20 protein-coding genes are annotated in these 22,581 nt (G+C 73.9%); 13 read left to right on the top strand and 7 right to left on the bottom strand.

Annotated elements, in window-relative coordinates; translation table 11 throughout:
* Nucleotides 1-43 precede the first annotated feature (43 nt).
* Complete coding sequence (locus ACFY3L_RS37300) at nt 44-697, bottom strand: aldolase/citrate lyase family protein (protein ID WP_389335316.1); 654 nt, start codon at nt 695-697, stop codon at nt 44-46.
* A 122-nt stretch (nt 698-819) separates the two neighbouring features.
* Here ACFY3L_RS37300 and ACFY3L_RS37295 point away from each other — a divergent pair, with 122 nt between their 5' ends.
* Entirely contained in the window at nt 820-1,260 is a 441-nt protein-coding gene (locus ACFY3L_RS37295) for a hemerythrin domain-containing protein (protein ID WP_389335313.1), read from the top strand.
* A 239-nt stretch (nt 1,261-1,499) separates the two neighbouring features.
* The gene (locus tag ACFY3L_RS37290) at nt 1,500-2,387 is read left to right on the top strand and encodes a helix-turn-helix domain-containing protein (protein ID WP_389335310.1); all 888 of its coding nucleotides are present in this window, start codon (nt 1,500-1,502) and stop codon (nt 2,385-2,387) included.
* A 62-nt stretch (nt 2,388-2,449) separates the two neighbouring features.
* On the opposite strand, the gene ACFY3L_RS37285 is transcribed toward ACFY3L_RS37290, so the two are convergent.
* The gene (locus ACFY3L_RS37285) at nt 2,450-3,178 is read right to left on the bottom strand and encodes a TetR/AcrR family transcriptional regulator (protein ID WP_389335308.1); all 729 of its coding nucleotides are present in this window, start codon (nt 3,176-3,178) and stop codon (nt 2,450-2,452) included.
* A 92-nt stretch (nt 3,179-3,270) separates the two neighbouring features.
* Between ACFY3L_RS37285 and ACFY3L_RS37280 the strand changes: the two genes are divergently transcribed.
* The 5 genes from ACFY3L_RS37280 (at nt 3,271) to ACFY3L_RS37260 (ending at nt 11,606) form a co-directional block, all read left to right on the top strand.
* On the top strand, nt 3,271-4,584 hold the full coding sequence (locus tag ACFY3L_RS37280; RefSeq protein WP_389335305.1) for a tetratricopeptide repeat protein: 1,314 nt from the start codon (nt 3,271-3,273) through the stop codon (nt 4,582-4,584).
* An 84-nt stretch (nt 4,585-4,668) separates the two neighbouring features.
* Complete coding sequence (locus ACFY3L_RS37275; protein ID WP_389335302.1) at nt 4,669-7,239, top strand: fibronectin type III domain-containing protein; 2,571 nt, start codon at nt 4,669-4,671, stop codon at nt 7,237-7,239.
* A 13-nt stretch (nt 7,240-7,252) separates the two neighbouring features.
* Nucleotides 7,253-8,242 carry an AAA family ATPase gene (locus ACFY3L_RS37270; protein ID WP_389335299.1) on the top strand — a complete coding sequence of 330 codons (990 nt, stop codon included), beginning with the start codon at nt 7,253-7,255 and terminating at the stop codon, nt 8,240-8,242.
* A gap of 2 nt (nt 8,243-8,244) precedes the next feature.
* The gene (locus ACFY3L_RS37265; RefSeq protein WP_389335296.1) at nt 8,245-9,399 is read left to right on the top strand and encodes a DUF58 domain-containing protein; all 1,155 of its coding nucleotides are present in this window, start codon (nt 8,245-8,247) and stop codon (nt 9,397-9,399) included.
* 32 nt (nt 9,400-9,431) lie between these two features.
* Nucleotides 9,432-11,606 (top strand): DUF3488 and transglutaminase-like domain-containing protein, encoded by a 2,175-nt coding sequence (locus ACFY3L_RS37260; RefSeq protein WP_389335483.1) that lies wholly within the window; start codon nt 9,432-9,434, stop codon nt 11,604-11,606.
* 6 nt (nt 11,607-11,612) lie between these two features.
* Here the strand turns inward: ACFY3L_RS37260 and ACFY3L_RS37255 are convergent, their stop codons facing one another.
* From ACFY3L_RS37255 to ACFY3L_RS37245, 3 genes are read right to left on the bottom strand one after another with little or no spacing between them, the layout of a single operon-like run.
* The gene (locus ACFY3L_RS37255; RefSeq protein ID WP_389335293.1) at nt 11,613-12,242 is read right to left on the bottom strand and encodes a nucleoside/nucleotide kinase family protein; all 630 of its coding nucleotides are present in this window, start codon (nt 12,240-12,242) and stop codon (nt 11,613-11,615) included.
* Nucleotides 12,239-13,042 (bottom strand): SDR family oxidoreductase, encoded by an 804-nt coding sequence (locus ACFY3L_RS37250; protein WP_389335290.1) that lies wholly within the window; start codon nt 13,040-13,042, stop codon nt 12,239-12,241. Before ACFY3L_RS37250 ends, ACFY3L_RS37255 begins: the two co-directional genes overlap by 4 nt.
* Complete coding sequence (locus ACFY3L_RS37245; protein ID WP_389335480.1) at nt 13,042-14,016, bottom strand: LLM class F420-dependent oxidoreductase; 975 nt, start codon at nt 14,014-14,016, stop codon at nt 13,042-13,044. The genes ACFY3L_RS37250 and ACFY3L_RS37245 overlap by 1 nt, the downstream gene beginning before the upstream one ends.
* Before the next feature lie 170 nt (nt 14,017-14,186).
* Here ACFY3L_RS37245 and ACFY3L_RS37240 point away from each other — a divergent pair, with 170 nt between their 5' ends.
* Nucleotides 14,187-15,608 carry a GH1 family beta-glucosidase gene (locus tag ACFY3L_RS37240; protein WP_389335287.1) on the top strand — a complete coding sequence of 474 codons (1,422 nt, stop codon included), beginning with the start codon at nt 14,187-14,189 and terminating at the stop codon, nt 15,606-15,608.
* Between the two features lie 138 nt (nt 15,609-15,746).
* Here ACFY3L_RS37240 and ACFY3L_RS37235 read toward each other — a convergent pair whose 3' ends face one another.
* Together ACFY3L_RS37235 and ACFY3L_RS37230 are read right to left on the bottom strand one after the other, a co-directional pair.
* On the bottom strand, nt 15,747-16,412 hold the full coding sequence (locus ACFY3L_RS37235) for a response regulator (RefSeq protein WP_389335477.1): 666 nt from the start codon (nt 16,410-16,412) through the stop codon (nt 15,747-15,749).
* 70 nt (nt 16,413-16,482) lie between these two features.
* Nucleotides 16,483-18,447: a histidine kinase gene (locus ACFY3L_RS37230; RefSeq protein ID WP_389335284.1), complete on the bottom strand. Its 1,965-nt coding sequence runs from the start codon at nt 18,445-18,447 to the stop codon at nt 16,483-16,485.
* A 184-nt stretch (nt 18,448-18,631) separates the two neighbouring features.
* Here ACFY3L_RS37230 and ACFY3L_RS37225 point away from each other — a divergent pair, with 184 nt between their 5' ends.
* From ACFY3L_RS37225 to ACFY3L_RS37205, 5 genes are all read left to right on the top strand, one after another.
* Nucleotides 18,632-19,141 (top strand): DUF1707 domain-containing protein, encoded by a 510-nt coding sequence (locus ACFY3L_RS37225; protein ID WP_389335281.1) that lies wholly within the window; start codon nt 18,632-18,634, stop codon nt 19,139-19,141.
* 441 nt (nt 19,142-19,582) lie between these two features.
* Nucleotides 19,583-20,197, top strand: coding sequence for an SDR family NAD(P)-dependent oxidoreductase (locus ACFY3L_RS37220; protein ID WP_389335279.1), 615 nt, complete (start codon nt 19,583-19,585; stop codon nt 20,195-20,197).
* Nucleotides 20,198-20,251: 54 nt separating this feature from the next.
* Entirely contained in the window at nt 20,252-21,061 is an 810-nt protein-coding gene (locus ACFY3L_RS37215; protein ID WP_389335277.1) for a metal-dependent hydrolase, read from the top strand.
* Nucleotides 21,058-21,927 (top strand): amidohydrolase family protein, encoded by an 870-nt coding sequence (locus tag ACFY3L_RS37210; protein ID WP_389335275.1) that lies wholly within the window; start codon nt 21,058-21,060, stop codon nt 21,925-21,927. Before ACFY3L_RS37215 ends, ACFY3L_RS37210 begins: the two co-directional genes overlap by 4 nt.
* Nucleotides 21,924-22,517: a hypothetical protein gene (locus tag ACFY3L_RS37205; RefSeq protein ID WP_389335272.1), complete on the top strand. Its 594-nt coding sequence runs from the start codon at nt 21,924-21,926 to the stop codon at nt 22,515-22,517. The genes ACFY3L_RS37210 and ACFY3L_RS37205 overlap by 4 nt, the downstream gene beginning before the upstream one ends.
* Nucleotides 22,518-22,581: the final 64 nt, after the last annotated feature.

Below are 22,581 nucleotides of genomic sequence, written 5' to 3'. Positions count from 1 at the left end.
GGGTAAGTGCTTGTCGTACGGCACATAATCTCGTGCCAATGTCCTATGCGTTTGCGAATACTTTGTTGGCGACCCGGACCTGCTCCTCGTCGAGGCACGTCCGACCGCGGAAGCCGAGCCTGCGCAGGACCACGCCGGACGGTTCGCATTCGGTGCCCGGCGGGCAGGCCGCAGCGATCGGCGGCGCCAGTCCGGCCGCCGCACTGGCCATCACGACCATCGACCGGGCCCACAGCAGCTCGCGCTCGTCCTCGCCCGGCTCGACCAGCAGCTGCCGCGCGAGGGGGCCCTCGGCGAGCTGGAGCCGGGCGACCCGCGGGGCGCGCGCGATCTCGGCGGCCTGCAGGACGGCGGCGGCGGTCGCCAGGCGGGGGATGACGGCGATCCGGCCGACCGGCAGCCTGGCCGCCTCCTCGGCCTCGGCGATGACGGCACCGAGGGCGGCGATCTCGTTGGCCGACTCGGCGGCGACGCAGACCCCGGTCAGCGCGGGTGAGACGACGGGGCGCACGGCCTGCCGGCCTTCCTCCGTCGCGTCGAGCCTGACCCAGACCGCCGCACGGGCCGCTTCCACGATCCAGACGCCGACGGCGCCGGGGGCCGCGGCGCCGTGGAGGTCGACCACGAGCGCGTCGGCCTCGCTGGCACCGATGTTCCCGACATTCCGGATATCGGGGATATACAGCCACGACCGCATGATTCGATCATCGGTCGAAACCGTGCGCGGCGCACGTCGTGCGGTGCGGTTTGACCGTTTAGCCCTTCTTGTCGCCGGGTATGCATGCACGCTGAACGGTGACCGCGACGACAGGGGGAGTCATGGCATCCGACGCCGTCACGCTGATCATGAACGACCACCGGCTCATGGAGCAGCTCTTCGACCGGCTCCGCGCCGGCTCGGGCGACCGGCAGCTGCTGCTCGACGAGATCGCCGCGCGGCTCACCGCGCACAGCCACGCCGAGGAGCAGCGGGTGTACCCGTCGCTGCCCGCCGAGGTCGCGCAGCACGGCGCCGACGAGCACCACGAGGCGGAGCGGATGCTCCACGACCTGCAGCGGATGGGCCCGGAGGACGAGGCGTTCAACGACCGTCTGGAGGACTTCATCGCCACCGTCGGTCACCACGTCGAGGAGGAGGAGACGTCGACGCTGCCCGCGCTGCGCGAGTCCGTCGACGCGGACCGCCTCATCGAGCTCGGCGCCGCCTTCGAGCAGGTCCGCCTCGAGGAGTTGGCCGTCGCCGGCATCAGCGTCGGCTGAGCCCTCCGGCCCCGGCCCTCCGGCCCCGGCCCTCGGGACCCGGCCCTCGGGGCCCGGCCGCGGGCCCGGCTGAGGAGTCCGGCCGCGGGCCCGGCTGAGGAGTCCGGCCGTGGAGCCGGCTGCGGGGTCCGGCGGCGAGGCCCGGGCGGGCATCGGGGAGCGCCACTTCCGGGCAACGCCTGCGCCGGATCGCGGTGGAGGTGACGGCCCGGCCCGGCTTCGGTACAGTCGGGCAGGTCATGGCGCTTCTCCGGGCTTCACCGACCGCGACCGTCGATGCGGCGCGGCTCAGCGACCTGCCCGCGCACCCGGCGCCGCAGCGCGCCCGCGACCATGTCGTCATCCTCGCCAGCACCGGCCAGGGCACCCACACGATCGACTTCGTGACCCACGCCTGCCGCCCCGGCACGCTGCTGTGGGGGCGGCCGGGCCAGGTGCACCAGTTCGGCGGGCAGGCCGGCTTCGACGCGACCGTCCTCGCCTTCCCGCCCGCCACGCTGCCGGCCCTGCCGCCGCTGCCCGTGCGGCTCGTCGCCGACCCGACCGCCCCCACCTGCTGGCAGCCGGCCGGTGAGGACGAGGAGGCGATCGTCGCGGAGATCGCGCAGATCGCGGTCGACCGGGCCCGCAGCGACGGCAGCGAGCTGAGCCGCGCCCTCCTCGCGCACCAGGTCGCGGTCCTGCTGATGCGGATCGTCGCCCTGGCGCCACCGGCCCGCTCCGGCCCCGCCGCCGACCTGATCGACCAGCTCCGCGCCGAGATCGAGCGCGACGTCACGCACCGCCGGGTCGAGGACTACGCCGAGCGCCTGGGCTGCTCCGTGCGCACGCTGACCCGGGCGAGCCTCGTGATGACCGGCCGCAGCGCGAAGCAGATCGTCGACGAGCGGATCGCCCTGGAGGCGAAGCGGTTGCTCGCCACGAGCACCCTGCCGGTCGCCGAGGTCGGCCGCCGGCTCGGCTTCGACGAGCCGACCAACTTCGGCCGGTTCTTCGCCCGCGAGACCGGCCTCACCCCGGGCGCCTTCCGCGCCTCGCTGCTGCGCTCCCCCGCGCCGCCCCGCGTGCCGCACCAGCGCTCGTCGCTGCCGGGCCGCCTCGCCCCCCTGGCCCCCCGCACGGCCTGACCCCGGCCCGCCGACCCCACGCCGCCGGTGCGGCGCGCGGCCGGGCGGCGAGCGCGGGTGGGTCAGGGTTCCGGGGTCAGGTGGCAGCCGGACGGGCCCTCGGGGACGGGGATCGACAGTTCGCTCGCCGCCTCCTCGCGGCCCACGAACGGCACCAGCGTGAAGTACGCGAGCATCGGCAGCAGCGCGGGGAGCTGCTCGACGCGGCCCGCCGCGACGTGGCGGTAGATCGTCGCGTAGATGCCGCCGACGACCGTCTCGACCAGCTCCTCCGGCATCGGCAGGTCGCCGGCGCTCGGTGCCTCGCTGAAGAAGCGGTCGAAGCGGCGCAGCAGCTGGGCGCGCTCGGCCCTGGCCAGGGGGCCGGCGGCGTCGATCTCGACCACCGCCGTGGTGGCGAAGGCCGGCAGCTCGGCGAGGACCTGCAGCAGCACCCGCAGGGCGGCGCGGGCGCCGTCGCGCCAGGCGGGCTCGGCGCGGAACGCGGACTCCATCAGGTGCAGCAGCAGGTCGGTGCCGTGCCGGTACGTGGCGATGAGCGCGTCGTCCTTGCCGGCGAACAGCGCGTAGAAGGCGGGCCGGGTCACGCCCGCGGCGCGGCAGATGTCGCTGACCGTCGCGTTGGCGTAGCCCTTCTCCGCGACGGTGTGCACGACGGCGTCGTAGAGGCGCTCCCGCTGGTTGGCGGCGACGACCTCCGGCGGGACCCGGCTCGGGCCGCGTTTGATGGCGCGGGCCGGGTCGCGCGCCTCACGGGCCCCGGGCAGCGGGCTCAGCGGGTGATCAGCCATGCCTCAAGTATCGATCAGGCGCGCTGCACCGGCGTGGCGCCGGGGTGCCACCGGGGTGGCGGGAGGGGCATGGAACAGGGCAGAGTATCGGCGTGTCCTCGTCCGCCCAGCTTGCCAACGCCGTGCAGGGTGCCCGCGCGGTCGCGGCGCAGGGCGACGTGCGGGGCGCGTTCTCCCTGCTCGACCAGGCGCTCGACGTGGCGACGGGCAGCCTCGGCGGCGACGACCCGGACGTGCTCGCCGCGACCTGCCTGCTCGCGAAGTTCCACACCGACCTGGGCGAGCTCAGCGACGCCAGGCGGGTCCTGGAGGAGGGGCTCGCGGCCGGCTACCACCGGCTCGGCGACGGGCACGCGGTGATGCTCGCCCTGTCCTACGAGCTGGCCCGCATCGCCGACGAGCTCGGCAACGTCTACGAGGCGAAGCGGCGCTACGGCCAGCTGGCGAGGCTGGGACCGGCGGCGCTCGGCGAGGACCACCCGAGCGTCCGGGCGGCGCGGCGGTACCTGGGGCTGCCGGAGCCGGCGGGACCGTTCCACGCGCCGCACCCGTCGGCGCCGGCGCCGTTCGAGCCGCTGTCCGCGCCGACGGGGACCACCTCACCGACCCCCGCGCCGCCGGTCTGGCCCGTGGACCGGCGCCCCGCCCCATCCCCTCCGGTGCAGCCGCCCCCTCCGGTGCAGCCGGCCGAGCCGGTGACGCCGGCCGCCGACGGCCCGGACGTCGACGAGCGGCCGATCTTCCATCCGGAGCCACCATCGGGTGACGTGTGGCCGCCGGCGCCCGTACCCGCGCCGCTGTGGGGACCGGACGAGGACGGCGACTGGGACGACCCCGCCCCTCCCCCGCCGAGGGAGCGCGGCTGGCAGGAGGTGAGCCAGGGCGTCCTGCAGCGCCCCGCCGCGCCGCCCCTGCCGCCGGCCGAGGACCGGCACCGCGACCCGTGGGTGCCCGAGCCGGAGCCGGCCCGCCGCCGGTCGCCCCTGATCGCGCTGCTGGTGATCCTGGTCGTGGCGGTGCTCGGCGGGGTCGGCGCGGCCGTCGTCTCGTTCGTCGCCGCCCGCTCCGACCGGCAGACGGGCGCGGCCGCCCCGGCGAGCGCACCCCCCAGCGCCACCGGCGAGGCCAGTACAGATAGCGCCAAAGCGCCGGGCTCGCTGAAGCTGCGCGACGACAAGACGTCCATCACACTGACCTGGACCGATCCGTCGCAGGGATCGGCGCCGTTCATCGTCGCCGGCGGGCAGCAGGGCGCGCTGCGGCAGCTGCAGGTGCTCGCCGCGGGCGCCACCACGTACACGCTCAACGGCCTCAACCCGAAGCTCGACTACTGCTTCACGGTCGCCGCCGTCTATGGGACGGACAGCGTCGCGCTGTCGGATCTGGCCTGCACGCAGCGAAAATAACGAAGCGAACCGATCTAGACACGCCGGGTGTGCATCGCACATCGACAGGAATATGATGGGCGCCGGTTTCGGGGAGGGGGCCGCATGGTGAGCATTCGTTCGCGCAAGGGCGGCGGACTGGTCACGCTCGGCACCGTCGTCGGCCTGATCACGGTCCTCGGACTGACGCTCTTCGGCACCGGCGCCGCCAACAACGCCGTGGCCAGCTACGACGTCAGCTCATGGCTGTGGAGCAACGACAAGGGCGAGGTCGCCCGGGTCAACGGCGTCACCGGCAAGGTCGACACCCGGACGAAGATCACCGATGCGCAGGGCCACACGATGCAGGTCAGCCAGAGCGACCGGTTCGTGATCCTGCGGGACCTCAACACCGGCAAGATCAGCGTGCTGGACCTGACCAGCCTGACCCTCGGCGCGACGACCCAGGCCACCCCGGGCCTCGGCGTCACGGTCGCCGTGCACGACGACGTCGCGTTCATCGTCGACACCGTGCAGGGGCAGGTGCGCCAGCTCGACCCGGCGACGCTGCTGCCCGTCGGCGAGACGGTGACGTTCCCGCCCGGGATCTCCGGCGGCACGTTCGACGACACCGGGCGGCTGTGGCTGCTGGTGCCGTCCGAGGGCACCGTCGTCGCGGTCAAGCCCGCCCCGGCGAAGAAGCCGAGCGGCGGCCAGGGTGGCGGGCTGCCCGCCGACCCGACCAAGGTCAAGACGGTCAGCGTCGCCGAGCCCAACCACGACCTGGCGCTGTCGATCCTGGACACCGGCGTCGCCGTGCTCGACAAGACCGCCACGACGCTGACGACGCTGCGCGGCGACGCCCTGAAGAAGGTGCCGCTGCGCCTCGCCGGCAACGGCGCGATGCCGCAGCGCACCGTCGGCGGCGACGTGCCCGTGACCGTCGTCGACGACCGGCACGTCTACGTCGTCAACGGCGACGCGGTCAGCGACTTCACCGTGCCCGGCGAGAGCCCGAAGCTGCAGCCGTGCGTGGCCTGGTCGGGGCGCTTCTACTGCGCCGACGACGCGACCGGCACCGTCTACGTGCTGGACGCGGCCGGCAAGCCGCTCGACGCGATCCAGATCAAGGCCGGCGGCAAGGCGCTGGAGATCGAGGTCCGCGAGGACCGCATGTTCATCAACGCGCCCGGCGGGTCGACCGCGCGGGTCGTGGACTCCAAGCACCACGTGCAGGTCGTCGACAAGTACAACAACGACGTGGTCGGCGGCGACGCCCCGCCGGTGCCGCCCCCGCCGCCGCCGGCGAAGCCGCCGGTCGGCCCGCCCGGCGCGCCCGCGCGGGTGACGGCGACGCCCGGCAACGCATCGGCGCGGGTCACGTGGACCGCCGCGCCCGCCAACGGCAGCGCGGTCACCAAGTACGTGGTCGAGGGCGACGGCAAGCAGCACGAGGTCGGCGCCAGCCAGCGGGCGCTGGACCTGACCGGCCTGACCAACGGGCAGTCCTACAAGTTCACCGTCTACGCGGTCAACGCGAAGGGCAACGGGCCGAAGAAGGCGGCCAACCCGGTCACGCCGACGTCGCAGGTGCCCGACGCGCCGGTGAGCGTCGCCGCGACCGCCAACCCCGACGGCACCGTCACCGTCACGTGGCCGGCCGCCAACGGGCAGGGGCACAAGATCGTCAAGTACACGGTCACGACCGTGTCCGGCGACGAGTCCAAGACGTTCGAGTCGGCGCAGCCGACGTTCAAGGTGCCGGCCGGTGAGCTGCCCTACGGCACGCAGGTCGCGTTCCGCGTCGCCGCGATCAACGACATCGGCGCGAGCTCCGGCCAGTCGCCGCTGAGCCCGTCGGTGGTGCCGTTCACCAAGCCCGGCGCGCCGGGCGGGCTGACGGTCCGCGCCGTCACCACGAAGCGCGGCACGATCGTCGCCGCGTGGCGCGCCGCCGAGGACAACGGCGCGTCGATCACCGGCTACCGGGCCACCGTCAACGGCGTGACGCAGGACCTGGGCACCGGCCTGTCGAAGGAGTTCGGCGGCTTCGGCGACAACGAGCGGGTGACGCTGCAGATCAAGGCGGTCAACAAGGCCGGCGAGAGCGCCGCCGCGAACGGCGCGGCCAGCACCCTCGCCGCGCCCACGATGCGGGTGGACACCGCCAACAGCCGGGCCGCGCTGCAGTCGATCACGGTGGCGTTCACCGCGACCGACGGCGGCGGCGCGCCCGCGAAGTGCCGGCTCGACGTCGCGGGCGTCGGCGCGGTGGAGAACGCGTGCGCCGGCTCGCTGACCATGGGTGGCCTGTGGCCGAACACGGCCTACAACTACACGGTCACGGTCACCAACGCGGCGAACATGACCGCCAACGCGACCGGCTCGCTCTCCACCCCGGCCTACCGCGGCACCGTGGTCTGCGGCGACACCAGCTACTGCGGTCACGGCGCGTCCAACGGCGGCATCTGGGTGTACCGCACCCCGGCCCAGCAGAGTGGCAATGCGGTCGGCGACGTCTACGCTCCCGACAGCTACACCGCGATCTGCCAGACCACCGGGTCGAGCGTCAATGCGAAACCGTATGGCGGCAAGCAGAGCGCCGTCTGGATCAAGATCAGCTTCAAGGGCGAGAACTACATCCCGTACGCGTGGTTCGACCTGCCGAACGGCACCGGACCGCTGAAGCAGTGTTGAGCGCAGGAGCACAGTGAGCACATCCGAAGCAGAGTCCGGCCCTCCCAGCCCCGAGGAGGTCGCCGCGGCGGCCGACCTCGTCGGCCGGCTCGCCCGCAACGTCGAGTCGATCGTGCTCGGCAAGCAGCAGGTGATCCGGCTGACGATGACGGCGCTGCTCGCCGAGGGGCACGTCCTGCTGGAGGACGTGCCCGGCGTCGGCAAGACCACCCTCGCCCGGGCGGTCGCGGCGAGCGTGCAGGGGCAGTGGCGGCGCATCCAGTTCACGCCCGACCTGCTGCCGTCCGACGTCACCGGCGTCACGATCTTCAACCAGGCGACCCGCGGCTTCGAGTTCCACCCCGGGCCGGTGTTCGCCAACATCGTCATCGCCGACGAGATCAACCGCGCCTCGCCGAAGACGCAGTCGGCGCTCCTGGAGGTCATGGAGGAGCGGTACGTCACCGTCGACGGTGTCCGGCACGCGGTGCCGAGGCCGTTCCTCGTCGTCGCCACACAGAACCCGATCGAGATGGACGGCACCTACCGGCTGCCCGAGGCGCAGCTCGACCGGTTCCTGATGAAGCTCGCGGTCGGCTATCCGAGCGAGGCGGTCGAGATCGAGGTGCTGCGCGGCGCCGTGGCCCGCTCGCCCGAGGCCCTGGACGCCATCACCGACACGCAGGTGGTGGCGCAGCTGGTCCGGCTGGCCCGGCGGGTCCACATCGCGGATCCGCTGCTGGGCTACGCCGTGCGCCTGGGCAACGCGACCCGCGGCCACCCGCGGGTGCGGGTCGGCGTCAGCCCGCGCGGTGTCATCGCGCTGACCCGGGCCGCGTCGGCGTACGCACTCATCGACGGCCGCGGGTTCGTCGTGCCGGAGGACCTCAAGGCCCTGGCGGAGGCGGTGTTCGCGCACCGGCTGCTGCTGTCGCCGGACGCGCAGGTCCGCGGCGTCGCGCCCGGTGACGTCGTCCGTGAGGTGCTCGAGCAGGTGCCGGTGCCGGTGCCAGCCGCGGCTTAGCGATGCGCCTCACCTCCCGCGGGATCGGCCTGTCCGCGGCCGCGCCGGTGCTGCTCGCCGTGGGGTTCGTGTTCCAGTACCCGCAGCTCACCGTCGTCGGCACCGCCGCCCTCGCCGCCGTGCTGTTCGGCTTCGCGTACGTGTGGTGGCGGCCGCGGCTGACCGTGACCCGCGCCGTCGACCCGGACCGGGTCATGCGCGGCGAGTCGAGCACGGTGACGCTCACCGTCGGCAACAGCAGCCGCCTGCGCGGCGCGACCCTCATCGCCCACGACCGGTGCGGCCCGGCGACCGTGCCGGTGCCGCTGCTGCGGCTCAAGGCGGGCGGCACGACCACCGCCACCTACCCGGTGCCGACGGCCCGGCGCGGCGTCGTCGAGATCGGGCCGCTGCGGGTGGTGCGGCGCGACCCGCTCGGGCTGCTCACCCTGGCCCGCGGCTACGGCGGCGTCGGCAAGGTGTGGGTGTATCCGACCGTGCACCACCTGACCGCGGTGCCGACCGGTGTCATGCGTTCCCTGGACGGGCGGGTCGACAAGGTGCCGCACGGCAGCATCACGTTCGACACCCTGCGCGAGTACGTGGTCGGCGACGAGCTGCGGCACGTGCACTGGCGCACGACCGCGCGGGTCGGCGAGCTGATGGTCCGCGAGCACCTGGACACCAGCCTGCCGCGCCTCGTGGTGCTGCTCGACGACCGGCTGGCGGCCTACCCCGACGCGGACCGCTCCGGGGTCAGCGAGCTGTTCGAGTCGGCGTGCGAGGCGGCGGCGTCGATCGTGACGGCCGCGTTCCGGGAGGAGCTGCCGGTGGCGCTGCGCCTGGCCGGCGGCGGGTTCGCGGCGGGCAAGGACACCCGCGGCTACCTGGACCTGCTCGCCGAGGCGACCCTGCTGCGGACCGACGAGCTGTCGGCGACGGTCGCGCAGCTGCGGACCCGCCGCGCCGGCGACACGCTCGTCTACCTGACCGGGCCGGGCGGCGTCGCCGACCTCGGCCGGGTGGGGACGCTGCGGGCCGCGTACCCGTCGCTGGTCGCCGGCGCGTTCGGCACCGCGGACGGCGAGGTACCGACCGCCCTCGAAGGCCTCCGGGTGCTGTCCCCGGCCGACGGCGCCGACTTCGCCGCCGCGTGGGACGGGGTCGGCGCGTGGTGAGGCGGCTGCTGGTCGCCGTGGCGCTGCTCGGCATGCTGGTCATGTCCGCGTTCGCCCTGGCGCCGATCTACCACGGGCCGCTGCTGCTGCAGCTGATGGCGGCCGCCGCCGGCGGCTCCGTCGGCATCAGCCTCGCCGCCCGGCGCCTGCCGGCCTGGAGCGCGGCGCCGCTGAGCGTCCTCGGCCTGACCGGCGCCGTCCTGATCGCCATGCGGGTCTCCGCCGCGGCCGCCGGCGTCGACGGCAGCGTCCCCGCCCTGCGGGAGGCGCTGCGCAACAGCATCCCCCGGCTGCTGCTGGCCCTGATCCCGATCGAGCCGCAGCCCGACACGGTGCTGCTGCCGGTGATCCTGACCTGGCTCGCCGGGCTCGCCGCCGGCGAGCTCGGGATCCGCTACCACCGGGTCCTGCTGTCCTATGCGCCGCCGATGGTGCTGTTCGGCGGTGCGCTGTACCTCGTCGGCCCGAACGGGTCCGCCGCGGGCTGGGTGCCCCTCGCCTACTCCGGGTTCGCCGTGCTGGGCCTGATCGTGTCGAACCGGCCGCCGCCGGAGGACCGACGGATCAACGCGGATCAGCTGCGCACGCTCAGGCTCCGGGTGGGCGCCGGGGCAGTCGCGGGCCTGGCCGCGATCGTCGCGCTGTCGCAGCTGCTCGGGCCGAGCGTCGCGGCGAGGGTCGGCACCAGCCCCGTCGAGCCGCGCAACATGGTGACCCCGCCGCAGCTCGACTCGCTCGACGAGAGCCCCCTGGTCCGGCTGTCGGGCTGGGCGCTCAACCACGACCAGCACCTGTTCGACGTGGAGGTCACCGGCACCGACGCGCCGCCGCCGATCCGCCTCGCCGTCCTCAACGACTACGACGGCGTCACCTGGCGGGTCGGCGCCACGTACCGCAACGCGGGCCGGGTCGTCGCCGCGAAGCCCGTCCTCACCGACCCGCAGGTCAGGCAGGCGTTCCGCATCGCCGACCTCGACGGGCGGCTGCTGCCTGGGATCGCCACCCCGGAGGAGGTCGACGGGGTCCGGGTCGCGGTCGACACCAGCGACGGCACGATGATCCTGTCCGACGGGCTGCGCCCCGGCCTCGAGTACAGCGTCGTGTCCCGCGTGCACCGCCCCGACGAGAACGCGATGCAGGTCGCCGACGTGCCCAACACCGACGCCGTCGCCCGCCACCTGGCGCTGCCCGGCAAGGTCCCCGACTCGATCGCGCAGCTCGCCCGGCACCTCGGGGAGGGCGTGTCGTCGCCGTACCAGAAGGCGTTCGCGATCGTCGGCTGGCTGTCGGAGCACTACAAGGTCGTCGGCGACGCACCCAGCGGCCACGCCTACCCCAACGTCGAGTACTTCCTGTTCGGCCCCAAACAGGCCGGCGGGCAGAAGGGCACGTCGGAGCAGTTCGCGGCCGCGTTCGCGGTCCTCGCCCGGCTGATGGGCCTGCCGACGCGGCTCGCCGTCGGGTTCCGCGTCGAGGCGGGCCGCAACGAGGTCCGTGGCGGTGACGCGGTCGCGTGGCCGGAGGTGCTGTTCAACGGCGTGTGGGAGCCGTTCGACCCGATGCCGAAGGCCGACACGGTCCAGCGCCCGACCGAGGACGACTTCCGGCCGAAGCCGCCCGCGTCGCAGCCGCCGCCGGAGACGGTGCCGGCGCCGTCGGACTCGGCCGTCCCGCAGTCCCCGAAGCCCAGCGTGGCGCCCACCGCCGGGGCGGCCGAGCGGGACTCGCCGGCGGTGGCCGTGGCCGTCACCGGCGGATCGCTGCTGCTGCTCCTGTTGGCGTTCGCGGCGTCGGTACCGGTGGCCCGCCGGGCGCGCCGCCGTCGCCGTCTCGGCAGGGGGACGCCGGAGGCACGGATCGAGGCGGCCTGGGCGGAGGTGCTGACCGGCCTGCGCCTGGCGGGCCGCCCCGCGCCGCCGCACCTGGCCGCCGCGGAGGTGGCCCGCTACGCGGCGACCGTCGCCACCGGGCGCGCCCACTCGAAGCCCCGCGCGGTGACCACGATCCGCTCCGCCACGCCGCCCGTCGACGACCTCGCCGGGCTGGTGAACACCGTGGCGTTCGCTCACGGGGGCGGTGTCTCGGAGGAGCACGCCGCCCGGGCCGTCGCGCAGGCCGTCGCGTACACGGACGAGCTGCGAGCCAGGCGAGGGTTCTGGCGCCGGTTGCTCTGGAGCCTCGACCCCCGCCCGCTCTTCTGGGACTAGGAGGATTCAGGCCGCGCTTCGGGTCAGGATGAGGTCCGCGCGGTCGCGGGTGCCGGCGATGACGGCCGCGTTGCGCTCGTCGCTGCGCTCCACCCAGTCGTGGGCGTCGTGCAGGTCGAGCCCCTTCGCCAGCTGCCGGCGCACCAGCGAGTCCTGCCGCAGGTCGTCGGGTGCGTCCAGGTACAGCGCCAGGTCCAGCAGGTCCCGCACGGCCGCCCAGGGTCCGTCGTCGAGCAGCAGGTAGTTGCCCTCCACGACGATGACCCGGGTGGTGGCGGGCACCGGGATCACGCCGCCGATCGACTCGTGCAGCGTGCGGCTGTAGCTCGGGGCGTACACGAGATCCTCGCCGGCTCGCAGGCGCCGCAGCAGGTGGACGAACCCGGCCGCGTCGAACGTCTCCGGGGCGCCCTTGCGGTCGGCGAGGCCGAGCCGGTCGAGCTCCACGTTGGACAGGTGGAACCCGTCCATCGGCACGGCCACGCTGCTGTCGAGGGCGGCGGCGAGGGCCGTGGACAGCGTCGACTTACCGGCCGCCGGCGGCCCGCAGATGCCGATGATCGTGCGCCCCTCCTGCTGGCGCACGAACGGCTTGATGACCTCCAGGGCCTCGCTGAGGACGTCGGGTCTTCTCATGCTTCCGCGTTTGCCTGCAGGCTCGCGGCGAGTCCCCGCATGCCGGTCAGCCAGCGGTCCGTGTCGCTCGCCCGGTGCAGGTAGTACTTCTGGACCTCCGGGTGCGGCAGGATCAGGAACCGCTCCGCGGCGAGCCCCTCCACCACGGACGCGGCGACCTCCTCCGCCGGCAGGACCGCTCCCCCGGCGGCGGTGACCTTCGCGCCGATGTGGCCGGCGGCGAGCCCGTCCTGCAGCATCGGCGTGTCGACGCCCTGCGGGCACAGCGCGCTGACCTTGATGCCCTGCGCGCCGTACGTGATGGACAGCCACTCCGCGAACGACACGGCCGCGTGCTTGGTGACCGCGTAGGGCGCGTCGCCGACCGCGGTCAGCAGGCCCGCCGCGGAGCAGGTGTGCAGCAGGTACCCGTCGCCGCGCTCCAGCATGCCGGGCAGCACGGCGCGCGCGGAGTAGACGTGCGACTGGACGTTGACCGCCCAGGTCCGCGCCCACGTCTCCGCGGACGCCTCCAGGCCCTGGCCGGTGAGGATGCCGGCGTTGGCGCAGAACAGGTCGATGCGGCCGAAGCGCTCCTCGGTCTCGGCGGCCAGCTCGGCGACCTGGTTCTCGTCCGTGACGTCGACGGCGACCGCTCTCGCTTCCGTGCCGACCTCCCCGGCCAGCGCTTCGGCCGCGTCGCCGTCCAGGTCGGCGAGGATCAGGGCGGCGGCGCCCTCCGTGGCGAACCGGTGGGCCAGGGCGGCGCCGATGCCGCCGGCCGCGCCGGTGATGACCACGACCTTGTCCTTGAGGTCCACTACCGGTCCCCCAGCTCGCGCAGCGTGTCCAGCAGGACCTCCGGGCCGCCGGCCGTCAGCTCCGGCGTCGGCAGGAGCGCCATGACCGGGGTGGTGACGCCGGCGTCGGCGTACCGCTGGACGTGCTCCCGGCACCGCCGCGGGCTGCCGTGCACGATCAGCGCGTCGACGACCTCGTCGGGGATCGCCCGCAGGGCCGCCTTGCGGTCCTTGGCGGCCCACGCGTCCCACATCGCCTTGAGCGCCTCGCCACGGCCGAGCCAGCGGTGGAACGCGGCGTACGCGGGCACGGTCAGGTACGCGGCGATCAGCCTGCGGGCGGTCTCCCGCGCCACCTGCTCGTCCTCCGTGGGGCAGACGAAGATGCGGGCCGCGATCTCCTTCTCGCTGTTCTCGCTGTTCTCGCTCTCCAGCTCGGCGCGGACGGTCGCGACGTCCTCCACCGACAGCCAGTTGAGCACCACGCCGTCGGCCTCGGCCGCCGCCAGCCGCAGCATCTTGGCCCGCAGGGCGGCGAGGAGGAGCTTCGGCGGCTGGGCCGGCGGCCGTTCGAGGCGGAAGCGCCTGACCTCGAACGTGTCGAACGCCCCGTCGACCATCTCGCCCGCGAGCGCCGTGCGCAGGAACCGCAGCACGTCCCGGCTGCGCTCGAACGGCCGCTCGAACGGCACCGCGTTCCAGTCGCCGACCACGACCGGCGACGACGCGCCGATGCCGAGCGCGACCCGCCCCGGCGCCGCCTCGGCCAGGGCCGCGGCCTGCATGGCGATCAGCGCGGGCCCGCGCGTGAAGACGGGGACGATCGCGGTGCCCAGCCGCAGCCGCGGCGACCACACCGACGCCAGCGCCAGGGGCGTGAACGCGTCGGTGCCGGAGACCTCGCTCGTCCAGACATCGGTGAACCCCAGATCCGGCAACGCCTGCAGCAAACCTGCGTGCTCGGGCAACGGCACACCGGTCAGCGGCACCGTCAGCCCCCATTGGCTGGTCATCAACCGATCATCGCCGTGACACGGCCGGTGTGGCAAGCGAGCCGGCTGGGAAGCGTTCTGCTGGTTTCCCACACCGGTTCGCGACCTCCAGCCGGGTCCGCGACGTCGCTCGTGCCGGAGTGCGGCGTGCGCGGGCGAGATACGTTTGCGGCATGCGACGGCGTCACGTGTTCACCCTGGCCGCCGCCGGTGCCGCGGCCGCCGGCTGCTCCCCCCGCCGGCGCTCGACGCCCGCCGCCGCCTCCTCCTCCACCGCGGCGTCCGTCGCCCCGGTCGGCCTGACCTTCCCGAAGGGGTTCGCGTGGGGCGCGTCGACCTCCGCGTACCAGGTGGAAGGCGGCGCGACGGCGGACGGCCGCGGCCCGTCGGTCTGGGACGTGTTCAGCCACGAGGCCGGCCGGACCAAGGACGGCGGCACCGGCGACGTCGCCGCCGACCACTACCACCGCAGCTACGAGGACCTCGACCTCATGCGCGGCCTGGGCCTGAAGAGTTACCGCTTCTCGATCTCGTGGCCCCGGGTCCTGCCCACCGGCCGCGGCACCGTCAACGCCAGGGGCCTCGACTTCTACCACCGACTCGTCGACGGCCTCCTCGCGCGCGGGATCACGCCGGTCGTCACCCTCTTCCACTGGGACACCCCGCAGGCGCTGCAGGAGGCCGGCGGCTGGGCCCAGCGCGACTGCGCGTCGTGGTTCGCCGACTACGCCTCCACGGTCTGCTACTCCCTCGGCGACAAGGTGCAGACCTGGCTGACCCTCAACGAGCCGAAGACCGTCACCGAGGTCGGGTACACGGCCGGCGTCCACGCCCCTGGCATCCGTGACCGCCGCCTCGCCAACGTCGCCGCCCACCACCTCCTGCTCGGCCACGGCCTGGCGGTGCAGGCGTTCCGCGCCACCTGCCGCAAGGGCCGCATCGGCGCCGCGCTCAACCTCTCCCCCGTGTACCCGGCCGACGACTCCGACGGCGCCCGCGCCCAGGCGGTCATCGGCGACGCGGAGGAGAACCGGCGCTGGCTCGACCCTGTCCTGCTCGGCCGCTACCCCGCCGACTGGCTCGCCACCCAGCCCGCCGACGCCCCCGTCCGCGCCGCCATCCGCGACGGCGACCTTGCCGTCATCGGCGCGAAGAGCGACATCCTCGGCGTCCAGTACTACAACCCCGCCTACGTCACGGCGACGGGCGCCCGCGTCCAGAAGCACCCCAAGACCCAGGCAACCTGGCAGGAGGTGTACCCGCACGGCCTCTACGACCTGCTCACCCGCATCCGGCGCGACTACGGCGACATCCCGCTCACCATCACCGAGAACGGCATGCCCTCCGTCCACCCCACCGACGACCAGGACCGCATCACGTTCCTGCGCGACCACCTGACCGCCGCCCACCAGGCCATCCGCGAGGGCGTGCGGCTCGAGAGCTACCACCTGTGGTCCCTGCTGGACAACTTCGAGTGGGCCGAGGGCTACACGCAACGCTGGGGCATCATCCACGTCGACTACTCCACCCAGCAACGCCACCGCAAGGCCAGCGCCGACTGGTACCAGCAGGTCATCGCCCGCAACGGCATCTGACCTCAGGCCCGGGCTCCACCTCCAGCTGGGGCTCTGCTTCCAGCTGGGGCTCTGCTTCCAGCTCGAGCCTGACCTGGTCCGGGCTCAACCTCCGGCTCGGGCCTGACCTGATCCGGGCCTGACGGCTGCTGGTTCGCCTCAGCCGAGCCAGCCCGGTTTGACGAGACCCGCCTCGTACGCGAACACCACAAGCTGCGCCCTGTCCCGCGCCCCCAGCTTGATCATCGCCCGGCTGACATGGGTCTTCGCCGTGGCCGGGCTGACGAACAACCTCGTCGCGATGTCCTCATTGGACAGCCCCGCCCCGACGAGCGCCATCACCTCCCGCTCCCGATCCGTCAGCACCGTCAGCGACATCGGCGCCAGCGGCGCCCGCGACCTGCTCGCGAACTCCTCGATCAACCGCCGCGTCACCCCCGGCGACAGCAACGCGTCCCCGCCCGCGACGGCCCGCACCCCCCGCAGCAGGTCGACCGGCTCGGTGTCCTTGACGAGAAAGCCGCTCGCCCCGACCCGCAGCGACTCGAACACGTACTCATCCAGGTCGAACGTCGTCAAAATCACGATCCGCACCTGCGCCAGCCGCGCATCGGCCACGATCTGCCGCGTCGCCTCGAGCCCGTCGAGCACCGGCATCCTGATGTCCATCAACGCCACGTCAGGCCGCGTCTGCACCGCGAGCCGCACCGCCTCGGCCCCGTCCGCGGCCTCCCCGACCACCTCGATGTCGGCCTGCGCGTCGAGCAACGCCCGAAACCCGGCCCGCACCAACGCCTGGTCATCCGCCAGCAGAACCTTGATCACCCGCTGCCCTCCCCACCACCGATGACCGGGAAGGCCTCTCGCCGCCCCTGCCCGCACGACCTCTTCCGGATCATGACTGCTCCCGAACGGGAATCCTGGCGACCACCGCGAACCCACCGCCCGCGCGGGGACCGGCCTCCAAGGACCCCCCGAACGCGGCGGCCCGGTGCCGCATCCCCGCGATGCCGTTACCGTCACCGCGCACCGACGAACCGCCGCCGCCCGCACCGGCACCGACCTGCCCGGAGCCCGCGCCCGCACCAACCTGGCCGGAGCCCGCGCCACCGCCTTCACCGCGCTGGTCACTGACTGCCTGGCCGCCGCCGACGCCATGCCAGCCACTGACTGCTGCCGGGCCGCCGCCGACGCGCCGACCGCTTGCTCCCTCGCCGTCGCCGCGCTGGTCATTGGCTGCCAGGCCGCCGACGCCATGCGGGCCGCTGACTGCCAGGTCGCTGTCGCCGCGTGGGCCACTGGCCGGGTCGCCGCCGTGCCGGTCGCTGGTCGGGCCGCCGTGTGGCGGGCCGGGAGTCTCCTCGGACGCCGCCCCGGCCAGGGCCGCCGCGCTCGCGGTCGTGGATGCCGCTTCCATGGTGCCGGGCGACCCGGTGACGGATACCGCCGGACCCGTCCCAGCCGCACTTGAAGCGGACCGGCTGGCGTCGGGCACGAACGGCGAGGCGGTCGCGGACGGCTGGACGCTCGTGGACGGCGGGACGGTCGCAGCCGGCGGGACGGTCGCGGACGGCGGGACGGTCACGGACGGCGGGACGGTCACGGACGGCCGGACGGTCGCAGCCAGCGGGACGGTCACGGGAGGCTGGACGGTTGCGGGCGGTGAGGCGGTCACAGGCGGGTGGACGGTTGCGGACGGTGAGGCGGTCGCGGGCGATGAGGCTGGGCCGGAGTTCGCTCGGGCGTGGCCGTCGTCGGTGATGTGGAGCGTGAGCTCGGTCGGGGTGTAGCCGATGGCGATCGTGGCGGAGGCGCCAGGGCCCGCGTGACGGCGGACGTTGGTCAGGGCCTCCTGCACGATCCGGAACGCGGCCCGATCGACCTGGGGCGGCAGCGGACGCGGCACCCCGGTCGTGTCGACGGTGACGGGCAGGCCGACGGCGCGGGCCTCCTCGGCGAGGCGGTCGAGGTCGCGCAGGCCCGGGGCGGGCGTGCGCGGGGCGGCGCCGGCGGGGTTGAGGCCGGCGAGGACGGAGCGGGTCTCGCGCAGCGCCTCGGCGCTGGCGTGCTTGATCGCCGCGAGGGCGACCCTGGCCTGCTCGGGCTGGTCGTCCATCAGGTGCAGGCCGACCCCCGCCTGAACGTTGATGAGGGACAGGTGGTGGCCGATGACGTCGTGCAGCTCGCGGGCGATCAGGAGCCGCTCGTCGCTGGCCTGGCGACGCTCCTGCTCGGCCCTGGCCTTCTCCTCCTCGGCGCGGGCGAGCTGCTGCTGCGCGGACCAGTCGCGGGCCATCTGGGAGTAGCGCATGGCACGGACCCTGGCGGCCTCGCCGAAGCCCGCGATGACGAGGCACCAGACGCCGATGAGGATGACGCGGGGCAGCGACTCGTCGCCGCGGACCAGCACGGCGAAGACGCTGAACGCGGCGGCGACGGCTACCCAGGTCAGCCAGCGATAGCCCGAGGCGAGGGCGGTGAACATCGCGACGATCGCGGCGACGAACCCGGGGCCGTCGGGATAGCCCATGCTGAAGTAGGCGGCGGTCGGCACCAGCGCGCCGACGAGAGAGACCAGCGGCCAGCGCTCGCGGACCGCCAGGGCGACGGGGCCGGCGAGCAGCAGCAGATAGGCGGTGCCGTCCAGGACGTGCGGGCCGGTCGAGCCGTAGGCCGCGGCGCGGGTGCCGAGGACCTGGACGAGGGCCATGGCGATGACGATCGCCGCCGGGTGCGGGCCGCCGCCCCACCGCCTGCGGCCGTGGCGCTCCATGGACTCCATGCGGTGCGCGAGCCGCGCGGCGTGCCGGGCGTCACGCGCCTCGCGCAGCTCCCGGGTCCAGGGCGGTCGTCGTCTCACATCGCCAAGGTAGTCCAGGGCCGGGACCAGCGGCGTCGCACTCAGGTCGCGCGGTCGCGTACTCCCTGGGTCGTACATGGGCGGCTGGTGTGCGACCTGAGAAGTACAGGACGACACGACACGGGTGCGACGCGCGTGGCGGCGGTCAGCGGCAGGCTGTGAGCAACAAGGAAGGGAGGCCGAGATGGCCGGCGAACGGGTGCGAGCCTCCGACAAGGAGCGCGAGCAGTACGCGAACATGGTGCGGGCCGGGATGACGGAGGGGCGGCTCACGCTGGAGGAGGGCGAGGAGCGGCTCACGCAGGTATATGCGGCGAAGTTCCGCGACGAGCTGCCGCCGGTGACGGCCGACCTGCCCGACGGGGGGCGGCGAGGGCTGTTCGAGCTGCCGGAGACGCAGGCGGAGTTCCTGCGGCAGGGCCGGCGGCACCTCGCACGGCACGGCGCGTTCGTGGCCGTGGTGGCGGTCACGCTGACGGGGCTGTGGGCGCTGTCGGGCGCGCACTTCTTCTGGCCCGCGATCCCGCTGTTCTTCCTGGTGCTCAGCGTCTTCAGGCATGCCCGCTGGCGGCGGTGGGCGGCGTCGGGAGGCGCGCCGTGGTCGGGGGGTGCGCCGTGGGGGCGGCGGCACTGGGGGTACGGCCACGGTCACGGGCCGTGGTCGGCGGCCTCGGACCGTCACGGCTGGACCTGAGCCGGCCGCTCCGGCGGGGGCGTCGCCACCAGCGCGGCGCCCCACCGGCAGCGACCGGCGCGGTGAAGCCGTGGAGCCGCGGCCGACGCGGCGCCCGAGCGGCGAGCAGTGCGCGGCGGTGTGCGAGGGCGGCGGTACAGGAGCTGGGGCAACGACAGCGGCCGGCACGGGGAGCACGAGACGAAGCCGACCACGCCCCGCCGGCAGGAAAAGCCGCGACAACCGCGAGGCACGCGGCGGGAGCGGGGCACTGGCGGTACAGGAGCTGAAGCAACGACAGCAGTCAACATGGGGAGCACAAGACGAAGCCGACCACGGACCGACGGCAGGAGAAGCCGGGGCAGCCGGAAGGCGCCCGGCGGTGCAGGAGCTGAGCAGGCCGCGGCAGTGGGTGGTGCTGGAGTGCGGTGGACCGACGAACGACGAGAGGCTGGATGTGGCATGTACCGAACCGAGCTCAAAGGCAGGGTCGCGGTGGTGCTCGGCGGTGCCGGTGGGGTCGGTGCCGCGGTGTGCCGGCTGCTCGCCGCCCGTGGGGCCCGGATCGCCGTCATCGGCGACGACGAGGCCGAGCTGCAGGACCTGGTCGACGAGCTGCGGTGGGTGGGTGCGGACGCCGTCGGCATCGTGTCGACCGGGGTGGACGCGGCATCCGTGCACGCGGGGGTGCTCAGTGAGGTCGGGGCTCCCGATCTGCTGTTCCTCGTCCCGTGTACGGGCGGCGCCGACTTCCGCACGAGTGTCGACAGTGGACTGACGGCGACGTTCGAGGCGTTGCAGGCGTTCGTGCCGCCGATGGCGGAGGCACGGACGGGGACGGTGGTGACGGTCGCGCCGTTCGGCACGGACGCGGCGACGAGCGCGGTCGGCGGCGGGGTGACGGCGCTCACGCAGCACGTGGCGCGGGAGGTCGCGGCGTCGGGGGTGCGGGCGAATGTCGTGTCTTGGACACCGCAGGCGGAGCGGGTGGAGGATGTGGCCTTCGCCGCGGTCTACCTGGCCTCGGACGCGCCGCCGACGATGACGGCGACCACCTTCGACGTGGCCGGCAGGTGAACGCGGCTGTAGCTCCTATGTACGAACGCGGGTCCACATGGGATAGTCCGGATCATGATGGGCTCTTCGCATGCGCTGTCCGGGGCGGCCGTGTGGCTGGCCGGCTCCCTGGCGCTGGACCAGCTCGCCGACTTCCACCAGACGCCGCTCCAGCTGGCCGTCGGCACCGCGATCTGCGCCGGTGGCGCGCTGCTGCCTGACCTCGACCTGTCGGGGCGGGTCACCACCCGGCAGGGCGGCGCGACGGTGGCGCACACGTTCGGGGTGCTGACGCTGTTCCTGGCCGAGGTGGTCGAGAAGTTCTCGCTCGGGGTCTACATGCTCACCCGCCTCAAGCACGACCCGCGCCGCCGCAACGGGCACCGCACGCTGACGCACACCATCGTGTTCAACGTCGGTGTCGGGTACGGCACCCTGGCGCTGTGCAACGCGTTCGGCAAGTGGGCCGTCATGGGCGTGCTGTTCTTCGCGTTCGCGATGGCGCTGCGCGGGCTGTTCGAGCGCTGGGCGGAGCGCGCCGGCTGGCTCATCGTGACCCTCGCCGCCGCGGCGGCCGCGTACCTCGTCTACGAGCGGCTCCCCGGCGACCGCGGCTACCCGCTGCTCGGCATGGCGGTCGGCGTGGGCGGCCTCATCCATCTGGCCGGCGACATGATCACCCGGCACGGCTCCCCCATCTTCTGGCCGATCCCCACCGGCCGGCGGCTGTGGCGCAACATCGGCCTGCCGCACTCGGTGGCGCTGACCGCGGGTGACAAGACCGAGACGGTCGTGCTGCGCATCGTCTTCACCACGGTCGCGATCTTCGCCGGTGCCCTGCTGGTCGCGCCGGTCCTGCTCGAGAGGTTCAACATATCCGTGTGAACGATGACGACGAGGTCCCAGCGTTCTGGCAGGCGCTGGGCCTGCCCGGCCTGTTCGACGTGCACACGCACTTCCTGCCCGAGCGCATGATGCGCAAGGTCTGGGCCCACTTCGACGCCGGGGGTCCGCTCGTCGGGCGGCCCTGGCCCATCCGGTACCGCGGGAGCGACGCCGAACGAGCGGGCCACCTCCGGGAGATGGGCGTCCGGCACTTCACGGCCCTGGCGTACGCGCACCGTCCCGACATGGCCGCCGACCTCAACGCGTGGACGCTCGGCTTCGCCGCGCGGACACCGGGGTGCGTGCCGAGCGCGACGTTCTACCCGGAGCCCGGCGTGCCCGGGATCGTCGACGCGGCGCTCGACGGCGGCGCCCGGATCTTCAAGGTGCACCTGCAGGTCGGTGGTTACGACCCGAACGACCCGCTGCTGGAGCCGGTCTGGGGGCGGCTCGCCGAGACCGGCACGCCGGTGGTCGTGCACGCCGGTTCCGGTCCCGTCGCCAACGGGTACACCGGACCGGGTCCGTTCGGCGAGGTGCTGCGCCGCCACCCGTCGCTGGTCGCCGTCATCGCCCACTTCGGCGCGCCGGAGTACGAGGGCTTCCTCGATCTCGCCGACCGGTACGCCAACGTCATGCTCGACACGACGATGGTCTTCACAACGTTCTTCCCGGGGTTCCCGCCGGCGCTCCTACCCAGGGTGGAGGAGCTCGGGCTCGCCGGGCGCGTGCTGCTCGGCAGCGACTACCCGAACATCCCGCACCCGTACGCGCACCAGCTGGACTCGTTGCGACGCCTGGGGTTCGGTGACGACTGGCTGCGGGCGGTCTGCTGGGGCAACGCGGCGGGCATGATGGAACGGTGACGAACTCCTTCCACGGCCTGGCGGAGCTGGTGCTCGCCGGCCCGCAGTTCCGGCGCAGCGGCACCATCCGGCTCAGGGTCACACCCACCGGTTTCGCCACCGTCGCCGCACCCGACGTGCGGGCCGAGGCCGACGCGCTCGTCGTCGACGGGCGCCGCATCCCGTACGAGGGGCAGACGTTCGCCCAGCTGGCGGCGGCCGCGGGGCTGGACGTCGGCGCCGCCGAGGGCGTCTACAAGGACGGCTCCGGCGCCCGGCCCGGCGACCCGATCGTGACCACCGGTGCGAGCGCGACCCTGGGCGCCCTGGCGGTCGGCGACGCGGCGCTGCGCCTGTTCGCGCCGGACGCCACGCCGGTGCTGTGGCCGGAGCACTTCGACGTCGGCATCACGCTCGACGAGGTGAACTACGGGGTGTCCACGGGCGACTCGGCGATCCCCGAGCCGTACGCGTACGTCGGCCCGTGGACGCCGCGCGAGGGTGAATTCTGGAACGTGTCGTTCGGTGCCGCACGGCCCTTGAGCGCCCTCGGCGACGCGGCCGCGGTGGCGGCGTTCTTCACCGAGGGCCGTGCCGCCGCCGCAGGCTGAACGAGGTCCTGGCGCCACCTCCGGCGGTGGTACCGCCCCGTTGTGGACGGTCCGGGCGGCCGCC

The sequence above is a fragment of the Dactylosporangium sp. NPDC000521 genome (assembly GCF_042898305.1).
Taxonomy (GTDB): domain Bacteria; phylum Actinomycetota; class Actinomycetes; order Mycobacteriales; family Micromonosporaceae; genus Dactylosporangium.
This window is presented reverse-complemented; position numbering and strand designations above follow the sequence as displayed.

Coding starts and splice junctions, on each gene's coding strand:
- ACFY3L_RS37260 (WP_389335483.1), top strand. CDS start 9,432: ATGCTGGTCATGTCCGCGTTCGCCCTGGCGCCGATCTACCACGGGCCG.
- ACFY3L_RS37240 (WP_389335287.1), top strand. CDS start 14,187: ATGCGACGGCGTCACGTGTTCACCCTGGCCGCCGCCGGTGCCGCGGCC.
- ACFY3L_RS37295 (WP_389335313.1), top strand. CDS start 820: ATGGCATCCGACGCCGTCACGCTGATCATGAACGACCACCGGCTCATG.
- ACFY3L_RS37255 (WP_389335293.1), bottom strand. CDS start 12,242: ATGAGAAGACCCGACGTCCTCAGCGAGGCCCTGGAGGTCATCAAGCCG.
- ACFY3L_RS37300 (WP_389335316.1), bottom strand. CDS start 697: ATGCGGTCGTGGCTGTATATCCCCGATATCCGGAATGTCGGGAACATC.
- ACFY3L_RS37265 (WP_389335296.1), top strand. CDS start 8,245: ATGCGCCTCACCTCCCGCGGGATCGGCCTGTCCGCGGCCGCGCCGGTG.
- ACFY3L_RS37275 (WP_389335302.1), top strand. CDS start 4,669: ATGGTGAGCATTCGTTCGCGCAAGGGCGGCGGACTGGTCACGCTCGGC.
- ACFY3L_RS37290 (WP_389335310.1), top strand. CDS start 1,500: ATGGCGCTTCTCCGGGCTTCACCGACCGCGACCGTCGATGCGGCGCGG.
- ACFY3L_RS37285 (WP_389335308.1), bottom strand. CDS start 3,178: ATGGCTGATCACCCGCTGAGCCCGCTGCCCGGGGCCCGTGAGGCGCGC.
- ACFY3L_RS37225 (WP_389335281.1), top strand. CDS start 18,632: ATGGCCGGCGAACGGGTGCGAGCCTCCGACAAGGAGCGCGAGCAGTAC.
- ACFY3L_RS37220 (WP_389335279.1), top strand. CDS start 19,583: ATGTACCGAACCGAGCTCAAAGGCAGGGTCGCGGTGGTGCTCGGCGGT.
- ACFY3L_RS37215 (WP_389335277.1), top strand. CDS start 20,252: ATGATGGGCTCTTCGCATGCGCTGTCCGGGGCGGCCGTGTGGCTGGCC.